This is a genomic window from Streptomyces rishiriensis, assembly GCF_030815485.1.
In the GTDB taxonomy this organism is placed as follows: domain Bacteria; phylum Actinomycetota; class Actinomycetes; order Streptomycetales; family Streptomycetaceae; genus Streptomyces; species Streptomyces rishiriensis_A.
The window spans coordinates 5,048,008-5,073,597 of the sequence record NZ_JAUSWV010000002.1 but is presented as its reverse complement, the minus strand read 5'-3'; the positions used below and the strand labels follow the sequence as shown (position 1 = coordinate 5,073,597).

Annotated in this window: 22 protein-coding genes and 3 tRNA genes; 5 read left to right on the top strand and 20 right to left on the bottom strand. The window is 68.8% G+C overall.

All coding sequences use genetic code 11. The features are described from left to right. Window positions 1-56: 56 nt before the first annotated feature. The 11 genes from QF030_RS25110 to QF030_RS25060 form a co-directional block, all read right to left on the bottom strand. Complete coding sequence (locus tag QF030_RS25110) at window positions 57-3,956, bottom strand: DNA-directed RNA polymerase subunit beta' (protein WP_054238758.1); 3,900 nt, start codon at window positions 3,954-3,956, stop codon at window positions 57-59. A 97-nt stretch (window positions 3,957-4,053) separates the two neighbouring features. Further along, the gene (gene rpoB / locus QF030_RS25105; protein ID WP_307164889.1) at window positions 4,054-7,539 is read right to left on the bottom strand and encodes a DNA-directed RNA polymerase subunit beta; all 3,486 of its coding nucleotides are present in this window, start codon (window positions 7,537-7,539) and stop codon (window positions 4,054-4,056) included. A 556-nt stretch (window positions 7,540-8,095) separates the two neighbouring features. Then, window positions 8,096-8,479, bottom strand: a complete 384-nt coding sequence (rplL, locus tag QF030_RS25100; protein ID WP_307164888.1) for a 50S ribosomal protein L7/L12 — start codon at window positions 8,477-8,479, stop codon at window positions 8,096-8,098. A gap of 111 nt (window positions 8,480-8,590) precedes the next feature. Then, entirely contained in the window at window positions 8,591-9,121 is a 531-nt protein-coding gene (gene rplJ / locus QF030_RS25095) for a 50S ribosomal protein L10 (protein ID WP_307164887.1), read from the bottom strand. Window positions 9,122-9,414: 293 nt separating this feature from the next. Beyond that, the gene (locus QF030_RS25090) at window positions 9,415-10,236 is read right to left on the bottom strand and encodes an LppX_LprAFG lipoprotein (RefSeq protein ID WP_307164886.1); all 822 of its coding nucleotides are present in this window, start codon (window positions 10,234-10,236) and stop codon (window positions 9,415-9,417) included. Window positions 10,237-10,329: 93 nt separating this feature from the next. Beyond that, window positions 10,330-11,235 (bottom strand): hypothetical protein, encoded by a 906-nt coding sequence (locus QF030_RS25085; protein WP_307164884.1) that lies wholly within the window; start codon window positions 11,233-11,235, stop codon window positions 10,330-10,332. 146 nt (window positions 11,236-11,381) lie between these two features. Continuing rightward, entirely contained in the window at window positions 11,382-12,107 is a 726-nt protein-coding gene (rplA, locus tag QF030_RS25080; RefSeq protein ID WP_020132674.1) for a 50S ribosomal protein L1, read from the bottom strand. A gap of 85 nt (window positions 12,108-12,192) precedes the next feature. Continuing rightward, window positions 12,193-12,627, bottom strand: coding sequence for a 50S ribosomal protein L11 (gene rplK, locus QF030_RS25075; RefSeq protein ID WP_020132675.1), 435 nt, complete (start codon window positions 12,625-12,627; stop codon window positions 12,193-12,195). Window positions 12,628-12,794: 167 nt separating this feature from the next. Next, complete coding sequence (nusG, locus tag QF030_RS25070; protein WP_307164883.1) at window positions 12,795-13,655, bottom strand: transcription termination/antitermination protein NusG; 861 nt, start codon at window positions 13,653-13,655, stop codon at window positions 12,795-12,797. 80 nt (window positions 13,656-13,735) lie between these two features. Continuing rightward, window positions 13,736-14,023, bottom strand: coding sequence for a preprotein translocase subunit SecE (gene secE / locus QF030_RS25065; protein ID WP_062640252.1), 288 nt, complete (start codon window positions 14,021-14,023; stop codon window positions 13,736-13,738). Between the two features lie 113 nt (window positions 14,024-14,136). Continuing rightward, window positions 14,137-14,209 (bottom strand) — tRNA-Trp (locus QF030_RS25060). A 216-nt stretch (window positions 14,210-14,425) separates the two neighbouring features. Between QF030_RS25060 and QF030_RS25055 the strand changes: the two genes are divergently transcribed. After that, the gene (locus QF030_RS25055) at window positions 14,426-15,652 is read left to right on the top strand and encodes a pyridoxal phosphate-dependent aminotransferase (protein WP_307164882.1); all 1,227 of its coding nucleotides are present in this window, start codon (window positions 14,426-14,428) and stop codon (window positions 15,650-15,652) included. A gap of 135 nt (window positions 15,653-15,787) precedes the next feature. Further along, complete coding sequence (locus QF030_RS25050) at window positions 15,788-16,819, top strand: adenosine deaminase (RefSeq protein WP_307164881.1); 1,032 nt, start codon at window positions 15,788-15,790, stop codon at window positions 16,817-16,819. A 4-nt stretch (window positions 16,820-16,823) separates the two neighbouring features. Here QF030_RS25050 and QF030_RS25045 read toward each other — a convergent pair whose 3' ends face one another. After that, on the bottom strand, window positions 16,824-17,411 hold the full coding sequence (locus QF030_RS25045) for a TetR/AcrR family transcriptional regulator (protein ID WP_307164880.1): 588 nt from the start codon (window positions 17,409-17,411) through the stop codon (window positions 16,824-16,826). Window positions 17,412-17,510: 99 nt separating this feature from the next. Between QF030_RS25045 and QF030_RS25040 the strand changes: the two genes are divergently transcribed. Then, a complete protein-coding gene (locus QF030_RS25040; protein ID WP_307164879.1) occupies window positions 17,511-18,143 on the top strand; it encodes an NAD(P)-dependent oxidoreductase in 633 nt (210 codons plus the stop codon). A gap of 85 nt (window positions 18,144-18,228) precedes the next feature. Here QF030_RS25040 and QF030_RS25035 read toward each other — a convergent pair whose 3' ends face one another. The 8 genes from QF030_RS25035 to QF030_RS25000 all read right to left on the bottom strand — a co-directional run bounded on the left by QF030_RS25035 (window position 18,229) and on the right by QF030_RS25000 (window position 23,217). Next, window positions 18,229-19,284, bottom strand: a complete 1,056-nt coding sequence (locus tag QF030_RS25035) for a UDP-N-acetylmuramate dehydrogenase (RefSeq protein ID WP_307164878.1) — start codon at window positions 19,282-19,284, stop codon at window positions 18,229-18,231. Between the two features lie 193 nt (window positions 19,285-19,477). Next, window positions 19,478-20,938, bottom strand: a complete 1,461-nt coding sequence (locus QF030_RS25030; protein WP_307164877.1) for a DHA2 family efflux MFS transporter permease subunit — start codon at window positions 20,936-20,938, stop codon at window positions 19,478-19,480. A 105-nt stretch (window positions 20,939-21,043) separates the two neighbouring features. After that, the gene (locus QF030_RS25025; protein WP_307164876.1) at window positions 21,044-21,613 is read right to left on the bottom strand and encodes a TetR/AcrR family transcriptional regulator; all 570 of its coding nucleotides are present in this window, start codon (window positions 21,611-21,613) and stop codon (window positions 21,044-21,046) included. A gap of 103 nt (window positions 21,614-21,716) precedes the next feature. Next, entirely contained in the window at window positions 21,717-22,145 is a 429-nt protein-coding gene (locus tag QF030_RS25020; RefSeq protein WP_307164875.1) for a MaoC family dehydratase, read from the bottom strand. 7 nt (window positions 22,146-22,152) lie between these two features. After that, window positions 22,153-22,635: a MaoC family dehydratase N-terminal domain-containing protein gene (locus QF030_RS25015; protein ID WP_307164874.1), complete on the bottom strand. Its 483-nt coding sequence runs from the start codon at window positions 22,633-22,635 to the stop codon at window positions 22,153-22,155. Window positions 22,636-22,771: 136 nt separating this feature from the next. After that, entirely contained in the window at window positions 22,772-22,936 is a 165-nt protein-coding gene (gene rpmG, locus QF030_RS25010) for a 50S ribosomal protein L33 (RefSeq protein ID WP_003948671.1), read from the bottom strand. Window positions 22,937-23,025: 89 nt separating this feature from the next. Next, window positions 23,026-23,098 (bottom strand) — tRNA-Met (locus QF030_RS25005). Window positions 23,099-23,144: 46 nt separating this feature from the next. Next, window positions 23,145-23,217: transfer RNA gene (locus QF030_RS25000), tRNA-Thr, on the bottom strand. A gap of 271 nt (window positions 23,218-23,488) precedes the next feature. On the opposite strand from QF030_RS25000, the gene QF030_RS24995 reads away from it, so the two are divergent. Together QF030_RS24995 and QF030_RS24990 are read left to right on the top strand one after the other, a co-directional pair. After that, complete coding sequence (locus QF030_RS24995; protein WP_307164873.1) at window positions 23,489-24,757, top strand: hydrolase; 1,269 nt, start codon at window positions 23,489-23,491, stop codon at window positions 24,755-24,757. A 141-nt stretch (window positions 24,758-24,898) separates the two neighbouring features. Continuing rightward, window positions 24,899-25,555 (top strand): SDR family oxidoreductase, encoded by a 657-nt coding sequence (locus QF030_RS24990; RefSeq protein WP_307164872.1) that lies wholly within the window; start codon window positions 24,899-24,901, stop codon window positions 25,553-25,555. Window positions 25,556-25,590 lie beyond the last annotated feature (35 nt).

Sequence of the window (25,590 nt, the reverse complement as noted above, 5' to 3'; positions counted from 1 at the left end):
GGCGGCCACCCCGTACGCAACGGGGTGGCCGCCCTTCAGTACTTCAGACGTACGCCTTACTGGTTGTACGGACCGTAGTCGTAGTCCTCCAGCGGAACGGCCTGGCCGGAGCCCGTGCCGAACGGCGAGTAGTCGATGTCGTCGTAGCCGACGGCCGAGTACATCGCGGCCTTGGCCTCCTCGGTCGGCTCGACCCGGATGTTGCGGTAGCGGGACAGACCCGTACCGGCCGGGATGAGCTTACCGATGATGACGTTCTCCTTGAGGCCGATCAGGGAGTCGGACTTGGCGTTGATCGCCGCGTCCGTCAGCACCCTGGTCGTCTCCTGGAAGGACGCCGCCGACAGCCAGGACTCCGTGGCCAGCGAGGCCTTGGTGATACCCATGAGCTGCGGACGACCGGAGGCCGGGTGACCGCCCTCCTGCACCACACGACGGTTCTCGACCTCGAACTTCGAGCGCTCGACGAGCTCGCCGGGCAGCAGCTCGGCGTCGCCGGACTCGATGATCGTCACCCGGCGCAGCATCTGCCGGATGATGATCTCGATGTGCTTGTCGTGGATCGACACACCCTGCGAGTTGTACACCTTCTGGACCTCGCCGACCAGGTGGACCTGGACGGCACGCTGACCCAGGATGCGCAGCACGTCGTGCGGGTTGGTGGCACCCACGGTGAGCTTCTGGCCCACCTCGACGTGCTCGCCCTCGCTGACCAGAAGTCGGGCGCGCTTCGAGATCGGGAACGCCGTCTCGTCGCTGCCGTCGTCCGGCGTGATGACGATCTTCTTGGTCTTCTCGGTCTCCTCGATCCGCACGCGGCCCTGGGCCTCGGAGATCGGGGCGACACCCTTCGGGGTACGGGCCTCGAAGAGCTCGACGACACGCGGCAGACCCTGGGTGATGTCGTCACCGGCCACACCACCGGTGTGGAAGGTACGCATCGTCAGCTGGGTACCGGGCTCACCGATGGACTGGGCGGCGATGATGCCGACCGCCTCACCGATGTCGACCAGCTTGCCGGTGGCCAGCGAGCGGCCATAGCACATGGCGCAGGTGCCGACCTGGGACTCACAGGTCAGGATCGAACGGGTCTTGACCTCCTCGACACCGTGGCGCACCAGCTGGTCGATGAGCACGTCGCCCAGGTCCACGTTGGCCGGCGCGATCACCTTGCCGTCGATGACGACGTCCTCGGCGAGCATGCGGGCGTAGACGCTGGTCTCGACGTCCTCGGCCTTGCGCAGCACGCCGGCCTCGTCGTGCGAGGCGATCCGCAGCTTCAGACCGCGCTCGGTGCCGCAGTCCTCCTCGCGGATGATGACGTCCTGCGAGACGTCCACCAGACGACGGGTCAGGTAACCCGAGTCGGCGGTACGCAGAGCCGTGTCGGCCAGACCCTTACGGGCACCGTGCGTCGAGATGAAGTACTCGAGGACGGACAGACCCTCACGGAACGAGGCCTTGATCGGACGCGGGATGGTCTCGTTCTTCGCGTTCGACACCAGACCACGCATACCGGCGATCTGCCGCATCTGCATCATGTTTCCTCGGGCACCCGAGTCAACCATCATGAAGATGGGGTTCGTCTTGGGGAAGTTCGCGTTCATCGCCTCGGCGACCTCGTTGGTCGCCTTGGTCCAGATCGCGATGAGCTCCTGCGTGCGCTCTTCCTTGGTGATCAGACCGCGCTCGTACTGCTTCTGGACCTTCTCGTCCAGCTCCTCGTAGCCCTTGACGATGGCCTTCTTGGCCTCGGGCACGACGACGTCCGAGATGGCCACGGTGACACCGGAACGGGTGCCCCAGTAGAAGCCGGCCGCCTTCAGGTTGTCGAGCGTCGCCGCCACGATGACCTTGGGGTAGCGCTCGGCGAGGTCGTTGACGATCTCGCCCAGCTGCTTCTTGCCCACCGAGTAGTCGACGAACGGGTAGTCCTCGGGCAGCAGCTCGTTGAAGAGCGCGCGGCCCAGGGTCGTCCGCAGGCGGAAGGTGTCACCCTGCTGCCACTCCGGCTCGCCCTCTTCGCGGGCCGGCGGGGTCCAGCCGCGCGGCGGGATGGTGCCCACCGGGAAGCGGATGTCGATCGCCGACTGCAGCGCGAGCTCACCGGCGTCGAACGCCATGATCGCCTCGGCCGTGGAGCCGAACGCGCGGCCCTCGCCCTTGGTGTCACGCAGCTCGCCGTCGGTGGTGAGGAAGAACAGACCGAGGACCATGTCCTGGGTCGGCATCGTCACCGGACGGCCGTCGGCGGGCTTCAGGATGTTGTTCGAGGACAGCATCAGGATGCGGGCCTCGGCCTGCGCCTCCGCGGAGAGCGGGAGGTGGACGGCCATCTGGTCACCGTCGAAGTCCGCGTTGAACGCGGTGCAGACGAGCGGGTGGATCTGGATGGCCTTGCCCTCGACCAGCTGCGGCTCGAAGGCCTGGATGCCGAGACGGTGCAGGGTGGGCGCACGGTTCAGCAGCACCGGGTGCTCCGCGATGACCTCTTCGAGGACGTCGTACACGACCGTGCGGCCGCGCTCCACCATGCGCTTCGCGCTCTTGATGTTCTGCGCGTGGTTCAGGTCGACCAGGCGCTTCATCACGAACGGCTTGAAGAGCTCCAGTGCCATCGCCTTCGGCAGACCGCACTGGTGCAGCTTCAGCTGCGGACCGACGACGATCACGGAACGCGCGGAGTAGTCCACACGCTTGCCGAGCAGGTTCTGACGGAATCGACCCTGCTTGCCCTTCAGCATGTCGCTGAGGGACTTCAGCGGGCGGTTACCGGGACCGGTGACCGGGCGACCACGACGACCGTTGTCGAAGAGGGCGTCCACGGCCTCCTGGAGCATGCGCTTCTCGTTGTTCACGATGATCTCGGGCGCACCGAGGTCGAGAAGGCGCTTCAGGCGGTTGTTCCGGTTGATCACACGGCGGTACAGGTCGTTCAGGTCGGAGGTCGCGAAGCGGCCACCGTCCAGCTGCACCATCGGGCGAAGGTCCGGCGGGATGACCGGTACGCAGTCCAGCACCATGCCCTTGGGGCTGTTGCTGGTCTGCAGGAACGCGGAGACGACCTTCAGGCGCTTGAGCGCACGGGTCTTCTTCTGGCCCTTGCCGGTACGGATGATCTCGCGGAGACGCTCGGCCTCCTCGTCGAGGTCGAAGGACTCCAGGCGCTTCTGCAGCGCCGCGGCACCCATCGAACCGTCGAAGTACGTGCCGAAGCGGTCACGCAGCTCGCGGTAGAGCAGCTCGTCGCCCTCGAGGTCCTGGACCTTGAGGTTCTTGAAGCGGGCCCACACCTCGTCGAGACGGTCGATCTCGCGCTGGGCGCGGTCGCGCAGCTGCTTCATCTCGCGCTCGGCGCCTTCGCGCACCTTGCGGCGCACGTCGGCCTTGGCGCCCTCGGCCTCGAGCTCGGCCAGGTCGGTCTCGAGCTTCTTGGCACGGGCCTCGAGGTCGGCGTCGCGACGGTTCTCGATCTGCTGACGCTCGACGGAGACGTGCGCCTCCAGCGAGGGCAGGTCACGGGTCCGGCGCTCGTCGTCGACGTACGTGATCATGTACGCCGCGAAGTAGATGACCTTCTCGAGGTCCTTGGGAGCCAGGTCGAGCAGGTAGCCCAGACGGCTCGGGACACCCTTGAAGTACCAGATGTGCGTCACGGGAGCGGCGAGCTCGATGTGGCCCATCCGCTCACGGCGCACCTTGGCGCGGGTCACCTCGACGCCGCAGCGCTCACAGATGATGCCCTTGAAGCGGACACGCTTGTACTTGCCGCAGTAGCACTCCCAGTCCCGGGTCGGACCGAAGATCTTCTCGCAGAAGAGTCCGTCCTTTTCGGGCTTGAGCGTGCGGTAGTTGATCGTCTCGGGCTTCTTGACCTCGCCGTGGCTCCACTGACGGATGTCGTCAGCGGTAGCCAGACCGATCCGGAGCTCGTCGAAGAAGTTGACGTCGAGCACTATGCGTCAATCCCTCTCAGGGTTGTAAGTCTTGGGGTCTGATACGGGGGTCCTGGGGCCGGCAGGGCTCAACGTCGTGAGCCCTGCCGAACTCCCGTCAGACCTCTTCGACGCTGCTCGGCTCACGCCGGGACAGGTCGATGCCGAGCTCCTCCGCAGCGCGGAAGACATCCTCGTCGGTGTCACGCATCTCGATGGACATACCGTCACTGGACAGCACCTCCACGTTCAGGCAGAGAGACTGCATCTCCTTGATGAGCACCTTGAAGGACTCGGGGATGCCAGGCTCGGGGATGTTCTCGCCCTTGACGATGGCCTCGTAGACCTTCACGCGGCCGGTGACGTCGTCGGACTTGATCGTCAGCAGCTCCTGGAGGGCGTATGCGGCGCCATAAGCCTCCAGCGCCCACACCTCCATCTCACCGAAGCGCTGACCGCCGAACTGCGCCTTACCGCCCAGCGGCTGCTGGGTGATCATCGAGTACGGACCGGTCGAGCGGGCGTGGAGCTTGTCGTCGACCAGGTGGTGCAGCTTCAGGATGTACATGTAGCCGACCGAGATCGGCTCCGGGAACGGCTCGCCGGAGCGGCCGTCGAACAGCGGCGCCTTGCCGGACGGGAGCACCATGCGCTCGCCGTCGCGGTTCGGGATGGTGTGCTGGAGCAGACCGGTCAGCTCGTCCTCGCGGGCACCGTCGAACACCGGGGTGGCGACGTTGGTGCCGGGGGCCACGCTGTCGGCGCCGATCGCCTGAAGGCGCTGCGCCCAGTCCTCCGCGAGTCCGGAGACGTCCCAGCCGCGGCTGGCGAGCCAGCCGAGGTGGATCTCCAGCACCTGTCCCGGGTTCATTCGGGACGGCACACCGAGCGGGTTGAGGATGATGTCGACCGGGGTCCCGTCCTCGAGGAACGGCATGTCCTCGATGGGCAGGATCTTGGAGATGACACCCTTGTTGCCGTGACGGCCGGCGAGCTTGTCACCGTCCGTGATCTTGCGCTTCTGCGCCACGTAGACCCGAACCAGCTGGTTCACGCCCGGCGGCAGCTCGTCGCCTTCCTCACGGTCGAAGACGCGGACGCCGATGACCTTGCCGATCTCGCCGTGCGGCACCTTCAGCGAGGTGTCACGGACCTCACGGGCCTTCTCGCCGAAGATCGCGCGCAGCAGGCGCTCCTCCGGGGTCAGCTCGGTCTCACCCTTGGGCGTGACCTTGCCGACGAGGATGTCACCGGCGACGACCTCGGCACCGATACGGATGATGCCGCGCTCGTCGAGGTCGGCGAGGACCTCCTCGGAGACGTTCGGGATGTCCCGGGTGATCTCCTCGGGGCCGAGCTTGGTGTCACGGGCGTCGACCTCGTGCTCCTCGATGTGGATCGAGGAGAGGACGTCGTCCTGCACGAGGCGCTGCGACAGGATGATCGCGTCCTCGTAGTTGTGACCCTCCCACGGCATGAACGCCACGAGCAGGTTCTTGCCCAGGGCCATCTCGCCGTTCTCGGTGGCCGGGCCGTCGGCGAGGACCTGACCGGTGATGATCCGGTCGCCCTCGTTGACGATGACCTTCTGGTTGACCGAGGTGCCCTGGTTGGACCGGGAGAACTTGGCCAGGCGGTACGTGATGTACGTGCCGTCGTCGTTGGTCGTGGTGATGTAGTCCGCGGAGACCTCCTGGACCACACCGTCCTTCTCGGCCCGGACCACGTCGCCGGCGTCGACGGCGGAGCGGTACTCCATGCCGGTGCCGACGAGCGGGGCCTCGCTCTTGATGAGCGGCACGGCCTGACGCATCATGTTCGCGCCCATGAGGGCACGGTTGGCGTCGTCGTGCTCGAGGAACGGGATCATGGCGGTCGCGACCGACACCATCTGGCGCGGCGAGACGTCCATGTAGTCCACGTCGTCACCGGGGACGTAGTCGACCTCACCGCCACGGCGGCGGACCAGGACGCGGTTCTCGGTGAAGCGCAGGTCGTCGTCGAGCGTGGCGTTGGCCTGCGCGATGACGAACCGGTCCTCTTCGTCGGCCGTCAGGTAGTCGACCTCGTCGGTGACGACACCGTCGGTGACCCGGCGGTACGGCGTCTCCACGAAACCGAACGCGTTGACGCGGCCGTAGGAGGCGAGCGAACCGATCAGACCGATGTTCGGGCCTTCGGGAGTCTCGATCGGGCACATGCGTCCGTAGTGGGACGGGTGCACGTCACGGACCTCGAAGCCGGCCCGCTCACGGGACAGACCACCCGGGCCGAGGGCGTTCAGACGACGCTTGTGCGTCAGCCCCGACAGCGGGTTGTTCTGGTCCATGAACTGCGACAGCTGGCTGGTGCCGAAGAACTCCTTGATGGAGGCGACGACCGGCCGGATGTTGATCAGGGTCTGCGGCGTGATCGCCTCGACGTCCTGGGTCGTCATGCGCTCACGCACGACGCGCTCCATACGAGCCAGACCCGTACGGACCTGGTTCTGGATGAGCTCGCCGACGCTGCGGATACGACGGTTGCCGAAGTGGTCGATGTCGTCGGTCTCGACCATGATCGAGCGGCCGGACTCGCCGACCGTCTCGGTCTCCCCGGCGTGCAGCTTGACCAGGTACTTGATGGTCGCGATGACATCCTCGACGGTCAGGACACCCGCGTTGAGCGGGGCCTCGCCACCGAGCTTCTTGTTGACCTTGTAGCGGCCGACCTTGGCCAGGTCGTAGCGCTTGGGGTTGAAGTAGAGGTTCTCGAGCAGCGTCTGCGCGGCCTCACGCGTCGGCGGCTCGCCCGGACGCAGCTTGCGGTAGATGTCGAGCAGCGCGTCGTCCTGGCCCTGGGTGTGGTCCTTCTCCAGGGTGGCGCGCATGGACTCGTACTCGCCGAACTCCTCGAGGATCTGCTCGGTGGTCCAGCCGAGAGCCTTCAGAAGGACGGTGACGGACTGCTTGCGCTTGCGGTCGATACGTACACCGACCATGTCGCGCTTGTCGATCTCCAGCTCCAGCCAGGCACCCCGGGAAGGGATGACCTTGGCGGAGAAGATGTCCTTGTCGGACGTCTTGTCGATCGAGGAGTCGAAGTAGACGCCCGGCGAACGGACCAGCTGCGACACGACGACACGCTCGGTGCCGTTGATGACGAAGGTGCCCTTGTTGGTCATGAGCGGGAAGTCGCCCATGAAGACCGTCTGGGACTTGATCTCGCCGGTCTCGTTGTTGGTGAACTCGGCCGTCACGAAGAGCGGGGCCGCGTACGTGAAGTCACGGTCCTTGCACTCGTCGATGCTGTTCTTCGGAGGCTCGAAACGGTGGTCGCGGAAGGTCAGCGACATCGACCCGGAGAAGTCCTCGATCGGAGAGATCTCCTCGAAGATCTCCTCCAGACCGGACTTGGTGGGGACGTCCTGACCGGACTCGAGAGCGGCCTCGACGCGACCCTTCCAGGCGTCGTTGCCGAGCAGCCAGTCAAAGCTCTCGGTTTGCAGCGCGAGAAGGTTCGGAACCTCGAGGGGCTCCCTGATCTTTGCAAAGGAGATGCGCAGCGGGGCGGTGCTGGCGGCGTTGTTCGTATTCGCGATCGAGGCGTTGCGCGAGGCGGCCAAGAGGGGGTCCTTCCGAGGGCTCGGACTCACTACGCGCGTACCGGCTCCTCTCCTGCGCGCAGAGACAGAAATCCCAGGTGGGGATTGTCTGGTCGTCCGGCTCAGGTGAGGGCATGCCCCTGGTGACGGGCAGGGAACAGCTAACAGGCAGCGCAAAGGGTCAGTGTAGCCACTTGGCACACTGATGTCCAGTGCGGGTTTCTCGAGACCCTCGTAGTTCTCAACGCCCTCGGTCTGCTAGTCCTCAACGCACGGTGATACTGCCCTCTTTGCCGTCGATCCATGCCTCGGATTCGGATCCTTGTGACGACGCGTCCTGAGAATTGCGCGCTGCGTGCGGTTCGTCAAGGCCCCCCTGCGCGGACTCAGGCGCTCGGAGACACGATGAAGATCACCATACCCCCCGGTCAAGCGGGTGCAAGGCAACCGTGGCCGCGCTCCCAGGAACGCCGAAGAGCGACCACCCAGATGGATGATCGCTCTTCGGTGCGTGAGCGTTACAGCCCCGCGGGGACTGATTCAGCCTTCGCGTCCGGTCGTCGCCGACCGGGAGGTGTTACTTGACCTCGACGGAGGCGCCGGCGGCCTTGAGGGACTCGGCGGCCTTCTCAGCGGCCTCCTTGGCGACCTTCTCGAGGACGGGCTTCGGAGCGCCGTCGACGAGGTCCTTGGCCTCCTTCAGACCCAGGGAGGTGAGCTCACGCACGACCTTGATGACCTGGATCTTCTTCTCGCCGGCACCGGTGAGGATGACGTCGAACTCGTCCTGCTCCTCAGCGACCTCGGCGGCGGCGGCCGGGCCGGCCGGCGCAGCGGCAACCGCGGCGGCGGCGGTGACGTCGAACTTCTCCTCGAACGCCTTCACGAACTCGGAGAGCTCGATGAGGGTGAGGGTCTCGAACTGCGCGAGCAGCTCTTCCTGGGACAGCTTCGTCGCCATGGTGGGCGATCCTTCCATTCAATTCGGCAGGTGCCGGATGTACATGTCGGCGGGCGTACGTTCGGCCCGCTTCGACCACTGCGTCAGGCAGCGGTCAGAGTGCGAGCCGAGTTACTCGGCACCGCCCTGCTCGGCCAGCTTGACGCGAAGCGCCTCCGCGGTGCGGACGAACTTCGACGGGAGCGCCTGGAAGAGCGAGGCAGCCTGGGACTGCTTGCCCTTCATGGCGCCCGCCAGCTTGGCGAGCAGAACCTCGCGGGACTCGAGGTCCGCAAGCTTCTTGATCTCGTCGGCGGACAGCGCCTTACCGTCAAGGACACCGCCCTTGATGACGAGGTTCGGGTTGTCCTTGGCGAAGTCACGAAGACCCTTCGCCGACGTCACCGGGTCACCGGTGATGAAGGCAACCGCCGTCGGACCGTTGAACAGGTCGTCGAGCGTCGAGATCCCGGCCTCGTTGGCCGCGATCTTGGTCAGCGTGTTCTTCACCACGGCGTACTGGGCGTCGTCACCGAGCGAACGGCGCAGCGTCTTGAGCTGCGCCACGGTGAGACCCCGGTACTCGGTCAGCACAGCGGCGTTCGAGCTGCGGAACTGGTCCGCGAGCTCGGCTACCGCGGCAGCCTTGTCGGGCCTTGCCATAAGCGTGGCCTCCTTCCGGGTGATGAGGACCGCTCAGAAGGAGACTGGCAAAACGAAACGCCCCGGCGCAGGCGCACGGGGCGTAGCTCGACCGAACGAATCCGTGGGAGGATCCGGTCCGGGAGCGTATCCACTGACACCTGCGCGGGTCGTCCGCATTACAGCGGATCCTTCGGCCACCGCCCCCTCTTGCGAGAGCACGGCAACGACCAGCGGTCTTTGGCTTCTCGAGGAGAGTACGTGAACGGGGCGCGGTCAAGCAAATCCGCCCGTACGGGGCCGTACGGACGAGCTCAGTCCCCGGCCTTCTTCAGCTCCTCGGCCATGTCCAGGGTGTCCGAGGGGGGCGGCGCCTTCACGGTCACGGGCTTCCCGAAGTCGAGGAACGTGATGGTGAGGTCGAGCTCCCCGTGCCGTCCGAAGCCCTGCATCCGCAGCTGCCGCGTACGGTCCTGGGCGTCGATCCAGAGGTCCATGGTGAGTTCGTCCACACCCTGCTTCTCGTACTGGGCGAGGCTCTTCTCGGTCCGCCGGCGGACGCTGTCGTCGTCGTCCTTGTAGGAGGCGCGGATGTCGTCGACGGTGGCGGTGCCCGTGTAGTGGGTGGTGGGGACGCCGCCGACGGTCTCCGCGCCGGCCTTCTCCAGGTCGTCGGCCGCGGCGAGGAAGCCGCCCTCGTGGGAGGGGTTGTCCCGGACCCGGTCCACCATCGTGCCGGTGTCGACCTCGACCCCGCTGGGGGTGTCGGAGCTGCCCGGCTTCCCGAACCTGATCCAGTGCTTGCCGTCCTCGCCGGCTTCGTCGGTGCCCACGTAGAGCACCCCGCCGACCAGCCGAAACTCACCCGTGCCCTGGTCGGGCCCGCTGAGCACGGTGGACTTCAGGCTCATGACCGGCGGCTCGGTGCCGATCGCGGCCTCTGCCTCGATACGGCCTTCCCCCGGTGTCCGGCCGGTCATGCGGTACCGCAGGGACACGGCCTCCTCGGCCTTCGCCGCGGCCCGGGTGACGGCGGCCGCCGCGGCCGGGTCACCCGCGCCCTCCGCGTCGTCCGTCGCCGCACATCCGGCGACGAGCAGCGCCGACAGTCCGAGGACACCCACGGCAGACCTCATCCGACTTCCCCCAGAACCCGATACAGCGAACACACGGTCGATGCACAGCAAGACCGTGAAGGTATCCCAGGGGATCGGAAGAGGTCCCGTGATTTACGAGCCGGTACCCGCCCCCTGCTGCTTCACCAGCTCCGAGAAGTCCGCGGTGTCGCTCGCCGGAGGCACCTCGGCCATGACCTCGGTGCCGTAGTCGGTGTAGTAGGCGGTCTGGGCGTAGGCGCCCGCCGTGGTCTCGCCCTTCTCGACCTTCTTGACCAGCAGGTCCCGGTCGTCGACCCAGATGTCCACCGTCTCGGTGGTGACGCCGGCCTGCTCCAGCGTCTTCCTCAGGTCGTCGAGCTGGCTCTGGTCGAGGTTGGAGTTCTTCTCGGCCAGGTCCGCCACCTCGACCGTCCCCGAGTAGTGCGTGGTCCGCTGTCCCCGCACCTTCTCCTCGCCGACCTCCCGCACGTCCCCGGAGGCCAGCAGCAGCTTCACCGACTGGTTCGGGGTGGTGTTCTGCATCTGATCCTTCAGATACGCGCCGGAGCTGCCGCCGAGGCTCTCCAGGTCGTCGTAGGCGTATCTGATCCAGTGCCTGCCGCCGGCCTGCTCCGCGAAGGTGTCGCCCATCCTGGCGTAGTAGGCGTCGGGCAGATAGCGGGCCTCCATCGACGTGGTGCCCATCTGGCGCATGGTGTCGGCCATGGTGCCGCCGGTGTACGTGATGGTGAGCGTGCCGGTGAGGCCGTCCCCCCAGCCGAGAGCGCCGTCGGCGGTCATCGACATCACCGAGCCCATGGTCGTGGTCGACTCGACCTTCGCGGAGTCGGCGCCGTCGGTGGACTTCTCGGCGGTGAGCAGGGCCGCGACCGGGCTGAGCAGGGGGCTGCCGTCCCCGCCCCTGGCCGAGCCGCCGGAGCCGTCCGAGCCACCGGAGCCCCCACAGGCCGTCACACCCGTCAGCAGGGTCACCGCGGCGACCGAGAGGCCCGCGCGGCGCAGGGTCGTGCGCTTCATTCGTCCCACCCCCATGGATTCCTGTCACTGAACGCTAACGCACGGCACTGACAGTCGTACGAAAAAGAGACGTACGGCAAAAGGGACGAGCCCCGCACCTCGAAAGGTTGCGGGGCTCGTCACCGACTGAGGGTGAGCTGTGAGGCTCAGACCGCGGCCGGGTCCTCCTCGACGAGAAGGTTCCGGGTGCGGTTCGGGTCCACCAGGATGCCGGGGCCGATCGTCGTGCTGATCGCGGCCTTCTTGATGTAACGACCCTTGGCGGCGGACGGCTTCAGACGGAGGATCTCCTCCAGCGCCGCGCCGTAGTTCTCCACCAGCTGGGTGTCGTCGAAGGACGACTTGCCGATGATGAAGTGCAGGTTCGAGTGCTTGTCGACGCGGAACTCGATCTTGCCGCCCTTGATCTCCGTGACGGCCTTGGCCACGTCGGGGGTGACGGTGCCGGTCTTCGGGTTCGGCATCAGACCACGCGGACCGAGCACGCGGCCGAGGCGGCCGACCTTGCCCATGAGGTCCGGGGTGGCGACGACGGCGTCGAAGTCCAGACGACCCTTCGCGACCTCGTCGATCAGTTCGTCGGAGCCGACGATGTCGGCGCCCGCGGCCTCCGCGGCCGCAGCACGGTCACCGGTCGCGAAGACCAGGACCCGGGCGGTCTTGCCGGTGCCGTGCGGCAGGTTCACGGTGCCACGGACCATCTGGTCGGCCTTGCGCGGGTCGACACCCAGGCGGAAGGCGACCTCGACGGTGCCGTCGAACTTGCTCGTGGAGGTCTCCTTGGCGAGACGGACGGCCTCGAGCGGGGCGTAGAGCTTCTCCCGGTCGATCTTGGCGTCCGCAGCGCGGAGGGACTTGCTGCGCTTGCTCACTACTGCTCCTGTGTGTCTTGAGGAGTCGTGGTTGGGGCCGAGCAGGCCCTGCCACGGTGCTACGAAGGTGCTACGGGGCTGGGGATCAGCCTTCGACCGTGATGCCCATGGAGCGGGCGGTGCCGGCGATGATCTTCGACGCGGCGTCGAGGTCGTTGGCGTTCAGGTCGGGGAGCTTGGTCGTGGCGATCTCACGGACCTGCGCCTCGGTGATCTTGGCGACCTTGGTCTTGTGCGGCTCGCCGGAGCCCTTCTCGACACCAGCGGCCTTGAGGATCATCTTCGCGGCCGGCGGCGTCTTGGTGATGAAGGTGAAGGAGCGGTCCTCGTAGACCGTGATCTCCACCGGGATCACCCAGCCACGCTGCGACTCGGTCGCGGCGTTGTAGGCCTTGCAGAACTCCATGATGTTGACGCCGTGCTGGCCGAGCGCGGGGCCGACCGGCGGCGCGGGGTTGGCCGCACCGGCGTTGATCTGGAGCTTGATGAGCCCCGTGACCTTCTTCTTCTTGGGAGGCATTGCTCTCTCCGGGTCCTAGTGAGAGTTTTCAGCCGTCCGGTCCGGATGATCCGGATGGAGGCATACCGCACAACGATAACGGGTATCTGTGCGCGGCCAAAAACCGAGCAGGTCAGACGGGCTGCGAGAGCCTGTCTGACCTGGTCGGAGGCATCTGTTCCAGAGAGCTAGTTCTTCTGGATCTGGTCGAAGGAGAGCTCGACCGGGGTCTCGCGGCCGAAGATCTCGACCAGGCCCTTGACCTTCTTCGAGTCGGCGTTGATCTCGTTGATCGTGGCCTGCAGCGTGGCGAACGGACCGTCGGTGACGGTGACCGAGTCGCCCACCTCGAAGTCCAGCACCTGGACCTCGACCTTGCGGGCCGGAGCCGGCTTGCCCTCGGCCTCGGCGGCCTCACGGGCGGCCTTCTCCTCGGCCTCCGGGGCGAGCATCTTGACGATCTCGTCCAGGGTCAGCGGGTACGGGTCGTACGCGTTGCCCACGAAGCCGGTGACGCCGGGGGTGTTGCGGACGACGCCCCACGACTCGTTCGTCAGGTCCATGCGCACCAGCACGTAGCCGGGCAGCTTGTTCTGACGGATGGTCTTGCGGTCGCCGTTCTTGATCTGGACGACCTCTTCCTGCGGCACCTCGGCCTGGAAGATGTAGTCCTCGACGTTCAGCGAGACGGCGCGCTGCTCCAGGTTGGTCTTCACGCGGTTCTCGTAGCCGGCGTACGTGTGGATGACGTACCACTCGCCGGGGAGGGCGCGCAGCTCCTCGCGCAGGGCGACAACGGGGTCGACGGGCTCGGCCGGCTCTTCTTCCTCGGCCTCGTCGACGACGTCCTCGGCCGCGATGTCCTCGGCCTCGACGTCCTCGTCGGCTTCCTCGTCCTCGACGTGGAGTGCGGCTTCCTCCGCGGGTTCGCCCGCTTCGGCCTCGGCAGCCTCGAACTCGTCCACCTCGTCCGAGCCCTCGACGATGTCGAGCTCGTCGTCCACGGACTCGTCCGGCTCGATGGCGTCGTTCAGGTTCTGGTCAGACACGGTGGCTGCTTCTTCCTGGATACATAGGGGTGGAACATGCGAAAGGGGCGCCGGATACCTCGGCGCCCTTCGCTCTAGGCTCAGCCAAAAACGTACTTGGCGGCGTGGCTGAGTCCATAGTCAATCACGGTCACCAGGCCGATCATGATGACCACGAAGACGATCACCACGGTCGTGTACGTCGTCAGCTGACTCCGCGTGGGCCATACGACCTTGCGGAGCTCCGCGACGATCTGCCGATAGAAGAGCGCGAGACGCTTCAGCGGGCCCTTCTTGGCGCGCTTACCGCCCTTGCGGGTCTTCTTCTGCGCCTCAGGCACCTCGTCCTGGGCATCAGGCGTGTCGATGGAGCCCACGGCATCCGCCATTCGTCCTCACCTGTTCCCGGGTCGTGGCCGTGCCGCGCCCGGTCTGAGCCGCACGGCGATGCATTGCTGTACGTACATGCGCTGCGCACACATCCTGGTGACGGAGTGTGTAGCAGGGCCGGAGGGACTTGAACCCCCAACCGCTGGTTTTGGAGACCAGTGCTCTACCAATTGAGCTACGACCCTTTGTGCGTTCCCCAACGTACCGCATCCGACCGGGTGCTCGGTGTGCACCTGATGTGGCACGACTGTTGGAGGCCAACGACGTGTGAGTGTACGTGGTCTTGAGCGCCTCGTCGAACGGAAAGCGGCCTTGATCGGAATCACTCTGATGTTCAGTCGGCTGCCCAGTCCGTGAAACCCGTGTACCGGGCCGGTTACCCGTCTGAAACCATGGGTGCCATGAGCGCTGCAACCCCTCCCACCGAGCGCCGGGTCTCCGCCCGCGTCGGCGCGATCTCCGAGTCCGCCACCCTTGCCGTGGACGCCAAGGCCAAGGCCCTGAAGGCCGCCGGGCGTCCGGTGATCGGCTTCGGCGCGGGCGAGCCCGACTTCCCGACCCCGGACTACGTCGTCGAGGCGGCCGTCGAGGCCTGCAAGAACCCCAAGTACCACCGCTACACGCCGGCCGGTGGTCTCCCCGAGCTGAAGGCCGCTATCGCCGCGAAGACGCTGCGTGACTCGGGCTACGAGGTGGACGCCTCGCAGATCCTGGTCACCAACGGCGGCAAGCAGGCGATCTACAACGCCTTCGCCGCGATCCTCGACCCGGGCGACGAGGTCATCGTCCCGGCGCCGTACTGGACGACGTACCCGGAGTCCATCCGGCTGGCCGGCGGTGTCCCGGTGGAGGTCGTGGCCGACGAGACGACCGGCTACCGGGTCTCGGTCGAGCAGCTGGAGGCGGCCCGCACGGAGAACACCAAGGTCGTGCTCTTCGTCTCCCCGTCCAACCCGACCGGCGCCGTCTACGACGTCGGGGACGCCGAGGCGATCGGCCGCTGGGCCCTCGAGCACGGCCTGTGGGTGATGACGGACGAGATCTACGAGCACCTCGTCTACGGCGACGCGAAGTTCACCTCGCTGCCGGGGATCCTGCCCGAGCTGCGCGACAAGTGCATCGTGGTCAACGGCGTGGCGAAGACGTACGCGATGACCGGCTGGCGGGTGGGCTGGATCATCGGCCCGAAGGACGTCGTGAAGGCCGCCACGAACCTCCAGTCGCACGCCACCTCGAACGTCTCCAACGTGGCGCAGATCGCCGCGCTGGCCGCCGTCTCCGGTGACCTGTCCGCCGTCGAGAAGATGCGGGAGGCCTTCGACCGGCGCCGCAAGACGATCGTGCGGATGCTGAACGAGATCGACGGCGTCCTCTGCCCGGAGCCCGAGGGCGCGTTCTACGCGTACCCCTCCGTGAAGGCGCTCCTCGGCAAGGAGATCCGCGGCAGGCGTCCGCAGGACTCGGTCGAGCTGGCCGCGCTCATCCTGGAGGAGGCCGAGGTCGCGGTGGTTCCGGGTGAGGCCTTCGGCACCCCGGGTTACCTGCGGCTGTCGTACGCGCTGGGCGACGAGGACCTCGTCGAGGGCGTGAGCCGCATCCAGAAGCTGCTGGCGGAGGCCAGGGACTGACGTCCTCGTCCTCACGCGCGCGTGCGGGCCGTCTCCCTCGGGGAGGCGGCCCGCTTCTTCGTGTATGAGTGCGAGCAAGACCACGATCGGGGAAAGCGCTACCGGGACGACCGGAAGGTGCGGCAGGATCCTCGAATGGAGCGTGTACGTGATGTCTCTGAGCTGCCGAAAGCCCATCTGCACCTGCACTTCACCGGGTCGATGCGGGCCACCACCGTGCTGGAACTGGCCGACAAGTACGGCGTGCACCTGCCGGACGCGCTGACCGAGGCGCTGACCAGCGGGGAGCCGCCCAAACTGCGGGCCACGGACGAACGGGGCTGGTTCCGCTTCCAGCGCCTGTACGACGCGGCGCGCTCGTGCGTACGGGAGCCGGAGGACATCCAGCGGCTGGTGCGCGAGGCTGCCGAGGAGGATTTGAAGGACGGCTCGGGCTGGCTGGAGATCCAGGTGGACCCGACGTCGTACGCGCCCCGGCTGGGCGGGCTGATCCCGGCGCTGGAGATCATCCTGGACTCGGTGGAGACGGCCTCGCGCGACACCGGGCTCGGCATGCGGGTACTGGTCGCGGCGAACCGGATGAAGCACCCGCTGGACGCCCGCACACTGGCCCGGCTGGCCGTGCGGTACGCGGACCGGGGTGTCGTCGGCTTCGGGCTGTCGAACGACGAACGCCGGGGCATGGCCAGGGACTTCGACCGGGCCTTCGCGATCGCGCGGGAGGGCGGACTGCTGTCCGCCCCGCACGGCGGCGAGTTGACCGGCCCGGCGTCCATCCGCGACTGCCTGGACGACCTGGACGCGAACCGGCTGGGGCACGGGGTGCGGGCGGCCGAGGACCCACGGCTGCTGAAGAGGCTCGCCGACCGGGGTGTGACCTGCGAGGTGTGCCCGGCGTCGAACGTGGCGCTGGGGGTGTACGAGAAGCCGGAGGACGTTCCGCTGCGGACGCTCTTCGACGCCGGGGTGCCGATGGCCCTGGGCGCCGACGACCCGCTGCTGTTCGGCTCGCGCCTGGCGGCCCAGTACGACATCGCCCGGCGCCACCACGCCTTCACGGACGAGGAGTTGGCGGAGCTGGCCCGGCAGTCGGTGCGGGGCTCGGCGGCACCGGAGGACGTCAGGGCGAAGCTGCTGGCCGGCGTGGACGACTGGCTGGCGGCCTGAACCCTCAGTCGGCGATGCCCGCCACGAGGGTGCGCGCCAGGCCGGCGGCGAAGCCGTCCACCTCCGGCCGCTCCCCCGCCGCGTCGTAGGCGAACGCCCGCTGCGCACAGGCCCCCATCAGCAGCGATGCCGCGGCGAACGCGTCCGTCGTCCGCCGGACCCGCCCCACTGCCTGCTCCGCCCGCAGATAGGCCGCGAGCTGCTCGATCGGCACGTGGGGGCCCACGCCCAGGTCCCGCATGGCTTCGTCGTGGCGCCGCTTGAGCTGGGTCTCGGCGTACAGGGAGGCGGCGATGGGGAAGCTCTGCTCGTAGAAGAGGGCGGCCTGGCGGGCGATCTCCGTGAGGTTCCCTTCCAGCGTGCCCCGGCCGGGCTCGGCCGCCAGGCTGCTCAGCAGCGGGGTCAGCCGGGGCAGCCGTTCCGCGAGCACACGGATGAACAGCTCTTCCTTGCTCGCGAAGTACTTGTAGAGCGCCGCCTCGGAACAGCCGGCGGCCTTCGCGATCTCCTTGGTCGTGGCGCGGGCCAGGCCGACGGTGAGCATCAGCTCGTGCGCGGCGTCGAGGATGCGGACGCGGGCCGGTCGGTCCATGCGGGGTCCCCTCTTGACGGGTGGGTGAACGCTTACCCACTCTAGAGGCAGTCGGGGTGAGTGAACACTCACCCACCTGACCGGAGTGGGGAGCACGCCATGAAGTTCACCGTTTTCGGCGCCACCGGAGGCATCGGCCGCGAGGTCGTCCGACAGGCCCTGGACGCCGGGCACGAGGTCACGGCCGTCGTACGGGATCCCGCCCGGCTCACCGTCGCCGGCGGCCGCCTGGAGGTGGTCCGCGCGGACCTCACCGACCCGGCGGCGTTGCGCCCCGCCGTGACCGGCCGGGACGCGGTCCTGTCCGGGCTCGGCGCACGAAGCCGCAAGGACGCCGGGGTGGCCGCCCGGCTCACGCGCACGGTGCTGTCGGCCCTGGAGGCGGAGGGCGTGCGCCGGCTGCTCGTGGTCAGCGCCGGCCCCGTCGGCCCCGAGCCGGAGGGCGACGGAGTCCTGGACCGCACCGTGCGCGGCATCGTGTCGGCGGCGCTGAAGGACGTGTACGCCGACCTGCGGGAGATGGAGGCGGAGCTGGCGCGCAGCGCCGCCGACTGGACGGCCGTACGGCCGCCGCGGCTGCAGGACAAGCCGGTGACGGGGTCGTACCGCACGGTGGTGGGCGGCTTCCCCCGCAGGGGCCGGTTCATCGGACGGGCCGACGTGGCGCACTCGATGCTGGCGATGGTGGCGGACGAGGGGACGGTGAAGCAGGGCGTGGGGGTGGCCTACTAGGGCCGCTCCCCGACCCCTCGGTGCCCACTCGGGGCCGCTGGGCGACGCTCCTCGATGCCCTTGGCGATCCGCGCGGGGACCAGGGCTACAGCCCGACGCCCACCATCACCGGCTCGTTGACGAGCGTGACCCCGAAGGCCTCGCGCACTCCGGCCACGACCTCGCGGGCCAGCGCCAGCAGGTCCTCCGTGGTGGCCGAGCCGCGGTTGGTGAGGGCGAGGGTGTGCTTCGTGGAGATCCGGGCGGGCCCGCCGCCGTACCCCTTGGTGAAGCCCGCCTTGTCGATCAGCCAGGCCGCGGAGGTCTTGGTGTGCCCCTCCCCGGCCGGATAGGCGGGCGGCTCCGCGCCGTCGCCCAGCCGCTCCCGCACGCGCGCGTGGAACACGGCGAAGTCGGCGTCGGTGAGGATCGGGTTGGTGAAGAAGGAGCCGGCCGACCAGGTGTCGTGGTCCTGCGGGTCGAGGACCATGCCCTTCCCGGCGCGCAGCTTCAGCACGGTCTCGCGGGCCTCGGCGAGCGGCACCCGGTCGCCGGGCTCGACGCCCAGCGCGCGGGCCGTCTCGGCGTACTTCAGGGGCGCGGACAACCCGTCCGCGTCCTCGAGTTCGAAGCGGACGCGCAGGACGACGAACCGCTCGGGGTCGGCCTTGAAGCGGCTGTGCCGGTAGGAGAAGGCGCACTCTCCGGCGGTGAGGGTGACGGTCTCGCCCTCCCGGCGGTCGTAGGCGATCACCTCGGTGATCGTCGTGGCGACCTCCTGGCCGTACGCCCCGACGTTCTGGATCGGGGTGGCGCCCGCCGAGCCGGGGATGCCGGCCAGGCACTCGACGCCGGCCAGCCCGGCCTCGACGGTGCGGGCGACGGCGTCGGTCCAGGTCTCGCCCGCGGCCAGCTCCAGTCGGGTCCCGGCGAGTTCGCAGCCGCGCGTGGCGATGCGCAGGGCGGTGCCCTCGAAGCCCTTGTCGCCGATGACGAGGTTCGAACCGCCGCCGACGATCAGCAGCGGCGTACCGTCGGCGTCGGCCGCGCGCACGGCGGCGATCACCTCGGCGTCGGTCGTCGCGGTCACCAGCCTGGTGGCGGGACCGCCCAGCCGGAAGGTGGTCAGCGGGGCGAGCGGGGCATCGTGGAGTTCCTGCACGCGCCCAAGACTACGAGACACCACCGACAGCCCCGCCTCCCCGCCTCCCCGCCTCCGACAGCGCCATCCACCGGCCGCCTCGGCCGCCCCCCTGCATGGCACTGCACGGCACGCGCGCGTGCGGCCCCGCCGCGGTGGACGGGACCGTACGCGCGCGTGCCGGACGGAGCGGGCACGTCGTGTGCCGCGTGTCTCAGCGGCCGGCGGGCTCCAGCACGGGCGCCGCCCCGGAGCCGGTTCCGGAGGCCGCGCCGGAGTCCGTCGCCGCGGGGGGCGCGGGCCGTCGGGCCGGTATCAGCAGGGCGGCGAAGCCGGCGAGGGCCACCACCGCCGCGCCCGTGACCAGCGCGGGCCGCAGTCCGTCGACAAAGGCCTGGCCGGACTCGTAGCCGCCCTGCGCCGAGAAGATCGACGCCATGATCGCGATGCCGAGCGCACCGCCGACCTCCCGCAGCGCGTTGTTGGCACCGGAGGCGATCCCCTGTTCCTGCACTCGGACGCTGGACATCACCAGGTTGGAGGCCGGGGCGAAGAACAGCGCCATGCCGATGCCGCTGACGATCAGACCGGGCAGTTGGACGGCGTACGAGGCGTCGACGGTGGCCACGGCGGCCATCCAGCCGAGACCGGCCGCCTGGAGGAAGAGCCCGGCGGCGACGACCGGTCGGCCTCCGACGCGGTCGGAGAGGATGCCGGCGATCGGCGCGACGAGCATCGGCATACCGGTCCACGGCAGCATCCTGAGGCCCGCCTCGGTGGGCGAGTAGCCGAGGACGCCCTGCATGTACTGGCTGAGCAGGAAGATCGAGCCGAACATTCCGAGGAACATCAGCAGGCTCGCGGCGTTGATCCCGGCGAAGGCGCGGGACCGGAAGAGGCGCATCGGCAGCATGGGGTTCTTGGCCCGCAAGCCGTGCAGGACGAACCCGACGAGCAGGACGGCGCCCGCGAACAGGCCGGTCAGCACGAGCGGGCTGGTCCAGCCGTCGGCCGGCCCGCGCACCAGGCCGTAGACGAGCCCGAAGAGGCCGCCGCTGGCGAGCAGGGTGCCGGGGAAGTCGAGCGGGGCGCCGGTGCCGTAGGACTCGGCGAGGCGCAGCCGGGCCAGCGGCAGCAGGGCGAGGCCCAGCGGAACGTTCAGCCAGAAGATCCAGTGCCAGGACACGTGCTCGGTGAGGCTGCCGCCGATGAGCGGTCCGGAGGCGACCGCGAGTCCGTTGACCGCGCCCCAGATGCCGTACGCCATCCCGCGCTTCGCGGCGGGCACGGCGGCCGTGAGGAGCGTGAGCGTCAGCGGCATCATGACGGCGGCGCCGACGCCCTGGACCGCGCGGGCGGCGATGAGGGAGCCGATGCCGGGCGCCATGGCCGCGGCGGCGGAGGCGACGGTGAAGACGGTGAGCCCGGCGATGAACATCCGCCTGCGGCCGAACCGGTCGCCGAGTGCCGCGCCGAACATGAGCAGCACGGCGAAGGTGAGCGTGTAGGCGCTCACGGTCCATTCGAGGTCGCCCAGCCCGCCGCCGAGGTCCTCGCGGATGGACGGCAGGGCGGTGGTGACGACGAGATTGTCGAGTGCCGCCATGAATCCGGCGACGCTGGTGATGACGAGGGCCCAGACGGCTCCCCCGCGACGTGCGGTCTGCTCTGACATCGCTCCCCCAGCGGGTGATGGAACTACGGCTAGTAATCGATCACTAACTTGCGCGTCCAAAAAAATGACGCCCAACGGTCGCGCCGGCGCACCGCGCCGTCCGCGCTACTTCTCGAGTCGGCCCTTGAGCCGAGCCGACGGGTACATCCCTTCCCAGACCCGGTGTCCCGGCGGGAATCCCATGGCCACCAGGCAGTTGATGAGCATGCCGTACGCCATGAAGACCGTCGTCTCGGCCTCGTCGGCGCCGAGCGGCAGGTGGACGGTGTCCCAGAGCCGCATCCACCCGGCGCGCACGGCCTCACCGAACCCGTGGTCGCCCTCGGCCTCCGCGGCGGCCACCGCGACGTATGTCTGCATCTGCATCATCAGCCGTTCGGGCTGCTCCGCGATGACCCTGGTGTACGCGTTGGCCATGGCATGCAGGGCCTCTTCGCCCTCCAGCCCCTCGGCGGCCTCCGCGAACGTACGGACCGTGTCGTCCATGCAGCGCTCGGAAGCCGCGAGGAAGATCGCTTTCTTGCCCGGGAAGAGCCTGAAGAGATACGGCTGCGAGACACCCACCCGCTTGGCGATCGCCTCGGTGGACGTGCCGTGATAGCCGCCGCGGGCGAACTCGCTCGTCGCCGCGCGGATGACGCTCTCACGCCTCTCGTCTGCGCTCATCCTGACCATGCGACTAAGTTAGTACTCAATCACTAACTAGGTCAAGGCGTGCCGACGCGTAAGGGGCGCCTCTCCAGGGAGAGCGCCCCTTACGTCACGTGCTGCCTGGGCATCAGGCCAGTCGTACGACCGCCCGGGACATCCCGAGGACCTTCAGCCCGCCGCTGGTCACCGTCAGATCGACCCGCACGGTGTTGTCGTCGAGCTTGGCGCCCACCTTGCCGGTGACCTCGATCACGGCACCCTGGTCGTCGTTCGGGACGACGACGGGCTTGGTGAAGCGAACGCCGTAGCCGACGACGGCGCCCGGGTCGCCGGTCCAGTCGGTGACGACGCGGATCGCCTCGGCCATGGTGAACATGCCGTGCGCGATGACGTCCGGCAGGCCCACCTCCTTGGCGAACTTCTCGTTCCAGTGGATGGGATTGAAGTCCCCGGAGGCACCCGCGTACTGCACCAGTGTGGCGCGCTTCACGGGGAAGGACTGCGTCGGCAGCTCGGTGCCGACCTCGACGTCGTCGTAAGCGATCTTCGCCGTCATCGGTTCCTCACGCCTTCCCGTCCGTGGCGTCCACGGAGTCAGCCGGCTCCGCCGCGCGGGCGACGAGCTTGGTCCAGGCGGTCACTACGTGCTCGCCGCTCTCGTCGTGGACCTCGCCACGGATGTCCAGGATGTCGTTGCCGGCCATGGACTTGACCGCCTCGATGGTCGAGGTGACCGTCAGCCGGTCACCGGCGCGCACCGGGCGCCGGTAGGCGAACTTCTGGTCGCCGTGCACCACCCGGCTGTAGTCGAGGCCCAGCTGGGGGTCCTGCACGACCTGTCCCGCCGCCTTGAAGGTGATCGAGAACACGAAGGTCGGCGGCGCGATCACATCGGCGTACCCGAGCGCCTTGGCGGCTTCCGGGTCGGTGTACGCCGGATTGGCGTCACCGACGGCCTCGGCGAACTCGCGGATCTTCTCCCGACCGACCTCATAGGGATCGGTGGGCGGGTAGGTCCGCCCGACGAAGGACTGGTCGAGCGCCATGGCCTCGGCACCTCCTGGTTGCTCTGCTGCTCTGTCACTGCACCGATCAGCCTTGCTCTACTGACCGGTACCGGTCGCTCAACGACACGAGGCCGCCCCCGATCACTCGGGGACGGCCTCGCATACGAGCCTGAATTTATCGCGTTTCGCGGTGCGCGGTGTGCGCATTGCAACGCGGGCAGTGCTTCTTCATCTCCAGTCGGTCCGGGTTGTTACGCCGGTTCTTCTTGGTGATGTAGTTCCGCTCCTTGCACTCCACGCAGGCCAGCGTGATCTTCGGGCGGACGTCGGTGGCAGCCACAGGAGTGCTCCTTGACGAACGGATGGGACGACATAACGCATAAAAGAGTAGCCGATCGAAGGACCGACCCCGCAATCGGCTACTGTCAGTAGCGGTGACCGGACTTGAACCGGTGACACAGCGATTATGAGCCGCTTGCTCTACCGACTGAGCTACACCGCTTTGATGGGATCAGGTCCCGCCTTGCGACGGGAACCTCACCCACCAGAGCCCCAATACGGAATCGAACCGTAGACCTTCTCCTTACCATGGAGACGCTCTACCGACTGAGCTATTGGGGCGAGCGATGAAGACATTACACGGTCCGCAGCCGTTCACCCAAATCCGTTTCGCGAGGCCTTCCGGGACCGCCCGGAGGGCCGTTTCCGCAGGGTCCCAGCGGCCTCCCGAGCACCTCCCGCCCACCGGACCACACCGGTACGACTATTGCGCTCCTCCCCGCTGACGCCGAAACGCCGTCCTAGGCTCGACTCACTCTGCGTGATCTTGCGTCCCCGCGACCGCGCGTCACCCGCGTCCCCGCGCAGTCCCGTGCCGAGCCCCTGGAGTGCGATGCCCGACAGCCAGCCGCAGCCGCCCCCTTGGCCGTCGTCCGCGTCCGGCGCCTCGGGACGTTCGCCGGACCCGGCCGCCCTCCTGCTGTGCGGCGCGCGCCTGGCCGACGGCCGGACCGTGGACGTACGGCTGGGCCGCGGGCGTATCGAGGCGGTCGGCACGGCGGGCAGCCTGACGACCGGCCCGGCCCGCGGCGGCACGCGCGTGGACCTCGGCGGCTACCTCCTGCTCCCCGCCCCCGCCGAGCCGCACGCGCATGCCGACACCGCGCTCACGGCCGACACCGACGGCCCGGTCTCGTACGCCCCCGAGGACGTCCAGCGCCGCGCCACGGAGGCCGCGTTGCTGCAACTGGGCCACGGCGCGACGGCGCTGCGCGCCCATGTGCACGTGGGCGACGTCCAGGGCCTCGGCGCGCTGGCCGCCGTCCTCCAGGCCCGGCGTTCGCTGCGCGGGCTCGCCGAACTGACGGCGGTGGCGATGCCCCGGGTACTGACCGGGGCAGCCGGGGCGGACGGGCTCGCGATCCTGCGGGACGCGGTGAAGATGGGCGCCTCGGTGGTGGGCGGCTGTCCGGACCTCGACCCCGATCCGACGGGCTACGTGGAGACCGTCCTGGAAGTCGCCTCCGAACACGGCTGCCCCGTCGACCTGCACACCGACGCCGCCGACCCGGCCCGCCTCGCCCGCCTCGCCGCGATGGCCGGCGGCCTGCGCCCGGGCGTCACCCTGAGCCCCTGCGGCGGCCTCGACGACCTCCCCGCCGAAGCGGCCGGCCGCACCGCCGACCAACTCGCCGCCGCCGGCGTGACGGTGGTCTGCCTCCCCCAGGGCGGCTGCGGCACCGTCGAGCACCGGGACGCCGCGCCCGTAAGGCTGTTGCGCGCGGCGGGCGTACGGGTCGCCGCCGGCAGCGGGGCGTTGCGGGACGTCTCCAACCCGGTCGGCCGCGGCGACCCCCTGGAGGCGGCCTACCTGCTCGCCTCCCGCCACGGCCTGCGTGCCGAGGACGCCTACGACGCCGTGAGCACGTCCGCGCGGGCCGCGCTGGGCCTCCCCGAGGTCCGCGTGGAGGCGGGCTTCCCGGCCGACCTCCTGGCCGTTCGCGGCGACCGACTGGCGGGCGCCCTGTCCCTGGCGTACAGCAGGATCGTGATCCACCAGGGCCGCGTGGTGGCCCGCACGAGCGCGGTCCGGGAGTACCGCAACTCCACGGCCGCCCCGGAGTGGGGCCTGCCGAGGCAGGGACGCGGAGAACTCTCGTAGAACCGCCTGAACAGGACAGCGGGCACGGGACAGCGGGCACGGGACAGCAAGGACGGGACAGCAGGGACCGGACCGGGAGTTGGACGGGGCCCGGGCGAGGTCATGCGGCGGATGCGGGGGTCCGGGCGTACGGTCGGAAGCATGCGCATTGTCATCGCTGGTGGTCATGGTCAGATCGCGCTGCGGCTGGAGCGCCTGCTCGCCGCGCGCGGGGACGAGGTCGCGGGGATCATCCGCAAGGCGGAACAGAGCGACGACCTGCGGGCGGCCGGCGCCGAACCGGTCGTCCTGGACCTGGAGTCGGCGTCCGTCGAGACGGTCGCGGAGCGGCTGCGGGGCGCGGACGCGGCGGTGTTCGCGGCGGGCGCCGGCCCGGGCAGCGGAGTGGGCCGCAAGGACACCGTGGACAAGGGCGCGGCGGTCCTGTTCGCGGACGCGGCGGTCCGGGCGGGCGTACGGCGCTTCGTGGTCGTGTCGTCCATGGGCGCGGACCCCGGCCACCGGGGCGACGAGGTCTTCGACGTCTACCTGCGCGCCAAGGGCGAGGCGGACGCGCACGTGCAGGGCCTCACCTCCCTCGACTGGACGATCCTGCGCCCCGGCGCCCTGACGGACGACGCCGGCACCGGCCTGGTCCGCCTGGAGGCGCGTACGGGCCGCGGGCCCGTCCCGCGCGACGACGTGGCCGCCGTCCTGGCCGAACTGCTGGACACCCCGGCGACCTCCGGCCTCACCCTGGAGCTCATCAGCGGCTCGGCGCCGGTGGCGGTGGCGGTCAAGGCGGTGGCGGGGAACTGAAGAACGCGGTGCGCGGGAAGTAGCGCTGACGAGGG

Bases quoted from the DNA above. Each gene is read 5' to 3' on its own strand.
- rplL (WP_307164888.1), bottom strand. From the start codon at position 8,479: ATGGCGACGAAGCTGTCCCAGGAAGAGCTGCTCGCGCAGTTCGAGACC.
- rplJ (WP_307164887.1), bottom strand. From the start codon at position 9,121: ATGGCAAGGCCCGACAAGGCTGCCGCGGTAGCCGAGCTCGCGGACCAG.
- QF030_RS25090 (WP_307164886.1), bottom strand. From the start codon at position 10,236: ATGAGGTCTGCCGTGGGTGTCCTCGGACTGTCGGCGCTGCTCGTCGCC.
- QF030_RS25085 (WP_307164884.1), bottom strand. From the start codon at position 11,235: ATGAAGCGCACGACCCTGCGCCGCGCGGGCCTCTCGGTCGCCGCGGTG.
- rplK (WP_020132675.1), bottom strand. From the start codon at position 12,627: ATGCCTCCCAAGAAGAAGAAGGTCACGGGGCTCATCAAGCTCCAGATC.
- secE (WP_062640252.1), bottom strand. From the start codon at position 14,023: ATGGCGGATGCCGTGGGCTCCATCGACACGCCTGATGCCCAGGACGAG.
- QF030_RS25055 (WP_307164882.1), top strand. From the start codon at position 14,426: ATGAGCGCTGCAACCCCTCCCACCGAGCGCCGGGTCTCCGCCCGCGTC.
- QF030_RS25050 (WP_307164881.1), top strand. From the start codon at position 15,788: ATGGAGCGTGTACGTGATGTCTCTGAGCTGCCGAAAGCCCATCTGCAC.
- QF030_RS25045 (WP_307164880.1), bottom strand. From the start codon at position 17,411: ATGGACCGACCGGCCCGCGTCCGCATCCTCGACGCCGCGCACGAGCTG.
- QF030_RS25040 (WP_307164879.1), top strand. From the start codon at position 17,511: ATGAAGTTCACCGTTTTCGGCGCCACCGGAGGCATCGGCCGCGAGGTC.
- QF030_RS25030 (WP_307164877.1), bottom strand. From the start codon at position 20,938: ATGTCAGAGCAGACCGCACGTCGCGGGGGAGCCGTCTGGGCCCTCGTC.
- QF030_RS25025 (WP_307164876.1), bottom strand. From the start codon at position 21,613: ATGGTCAGGATGAGCGCAGACGAGAGGCGTGAGAGCGTCATCCGCGCG.
- QF030_RS25020 (WP_307164875.1), bottom strand. From the start codon at position 22,145: ATGACGGCGAAGATCGCTTACGACGACGTCGAGGTCGGCACCGAGCTG.
- QF030_RS25015 (WP_307164874.1), bottom strand. From the start codon at position 22,635: ATGGCGCTCGACCAGTCCTTCGTCGGGCGGACCTACCCGCCCACCGAT.
- QF030_RS24995 (WP_307164873.1), top strand. From the start codon at position 23,489: ATGCCCGACAGCCAGCCGCAGCCGCCCCCTTGGCCGTCGTCCGCGTCC.
- QF030_RS24990 (WP_307164872.1), top strand. From the start codon at position 24,899: ATGCGCATTGTCATCGCTGGTGGTCATGGTCAGATCGCGCTGCGGCTG.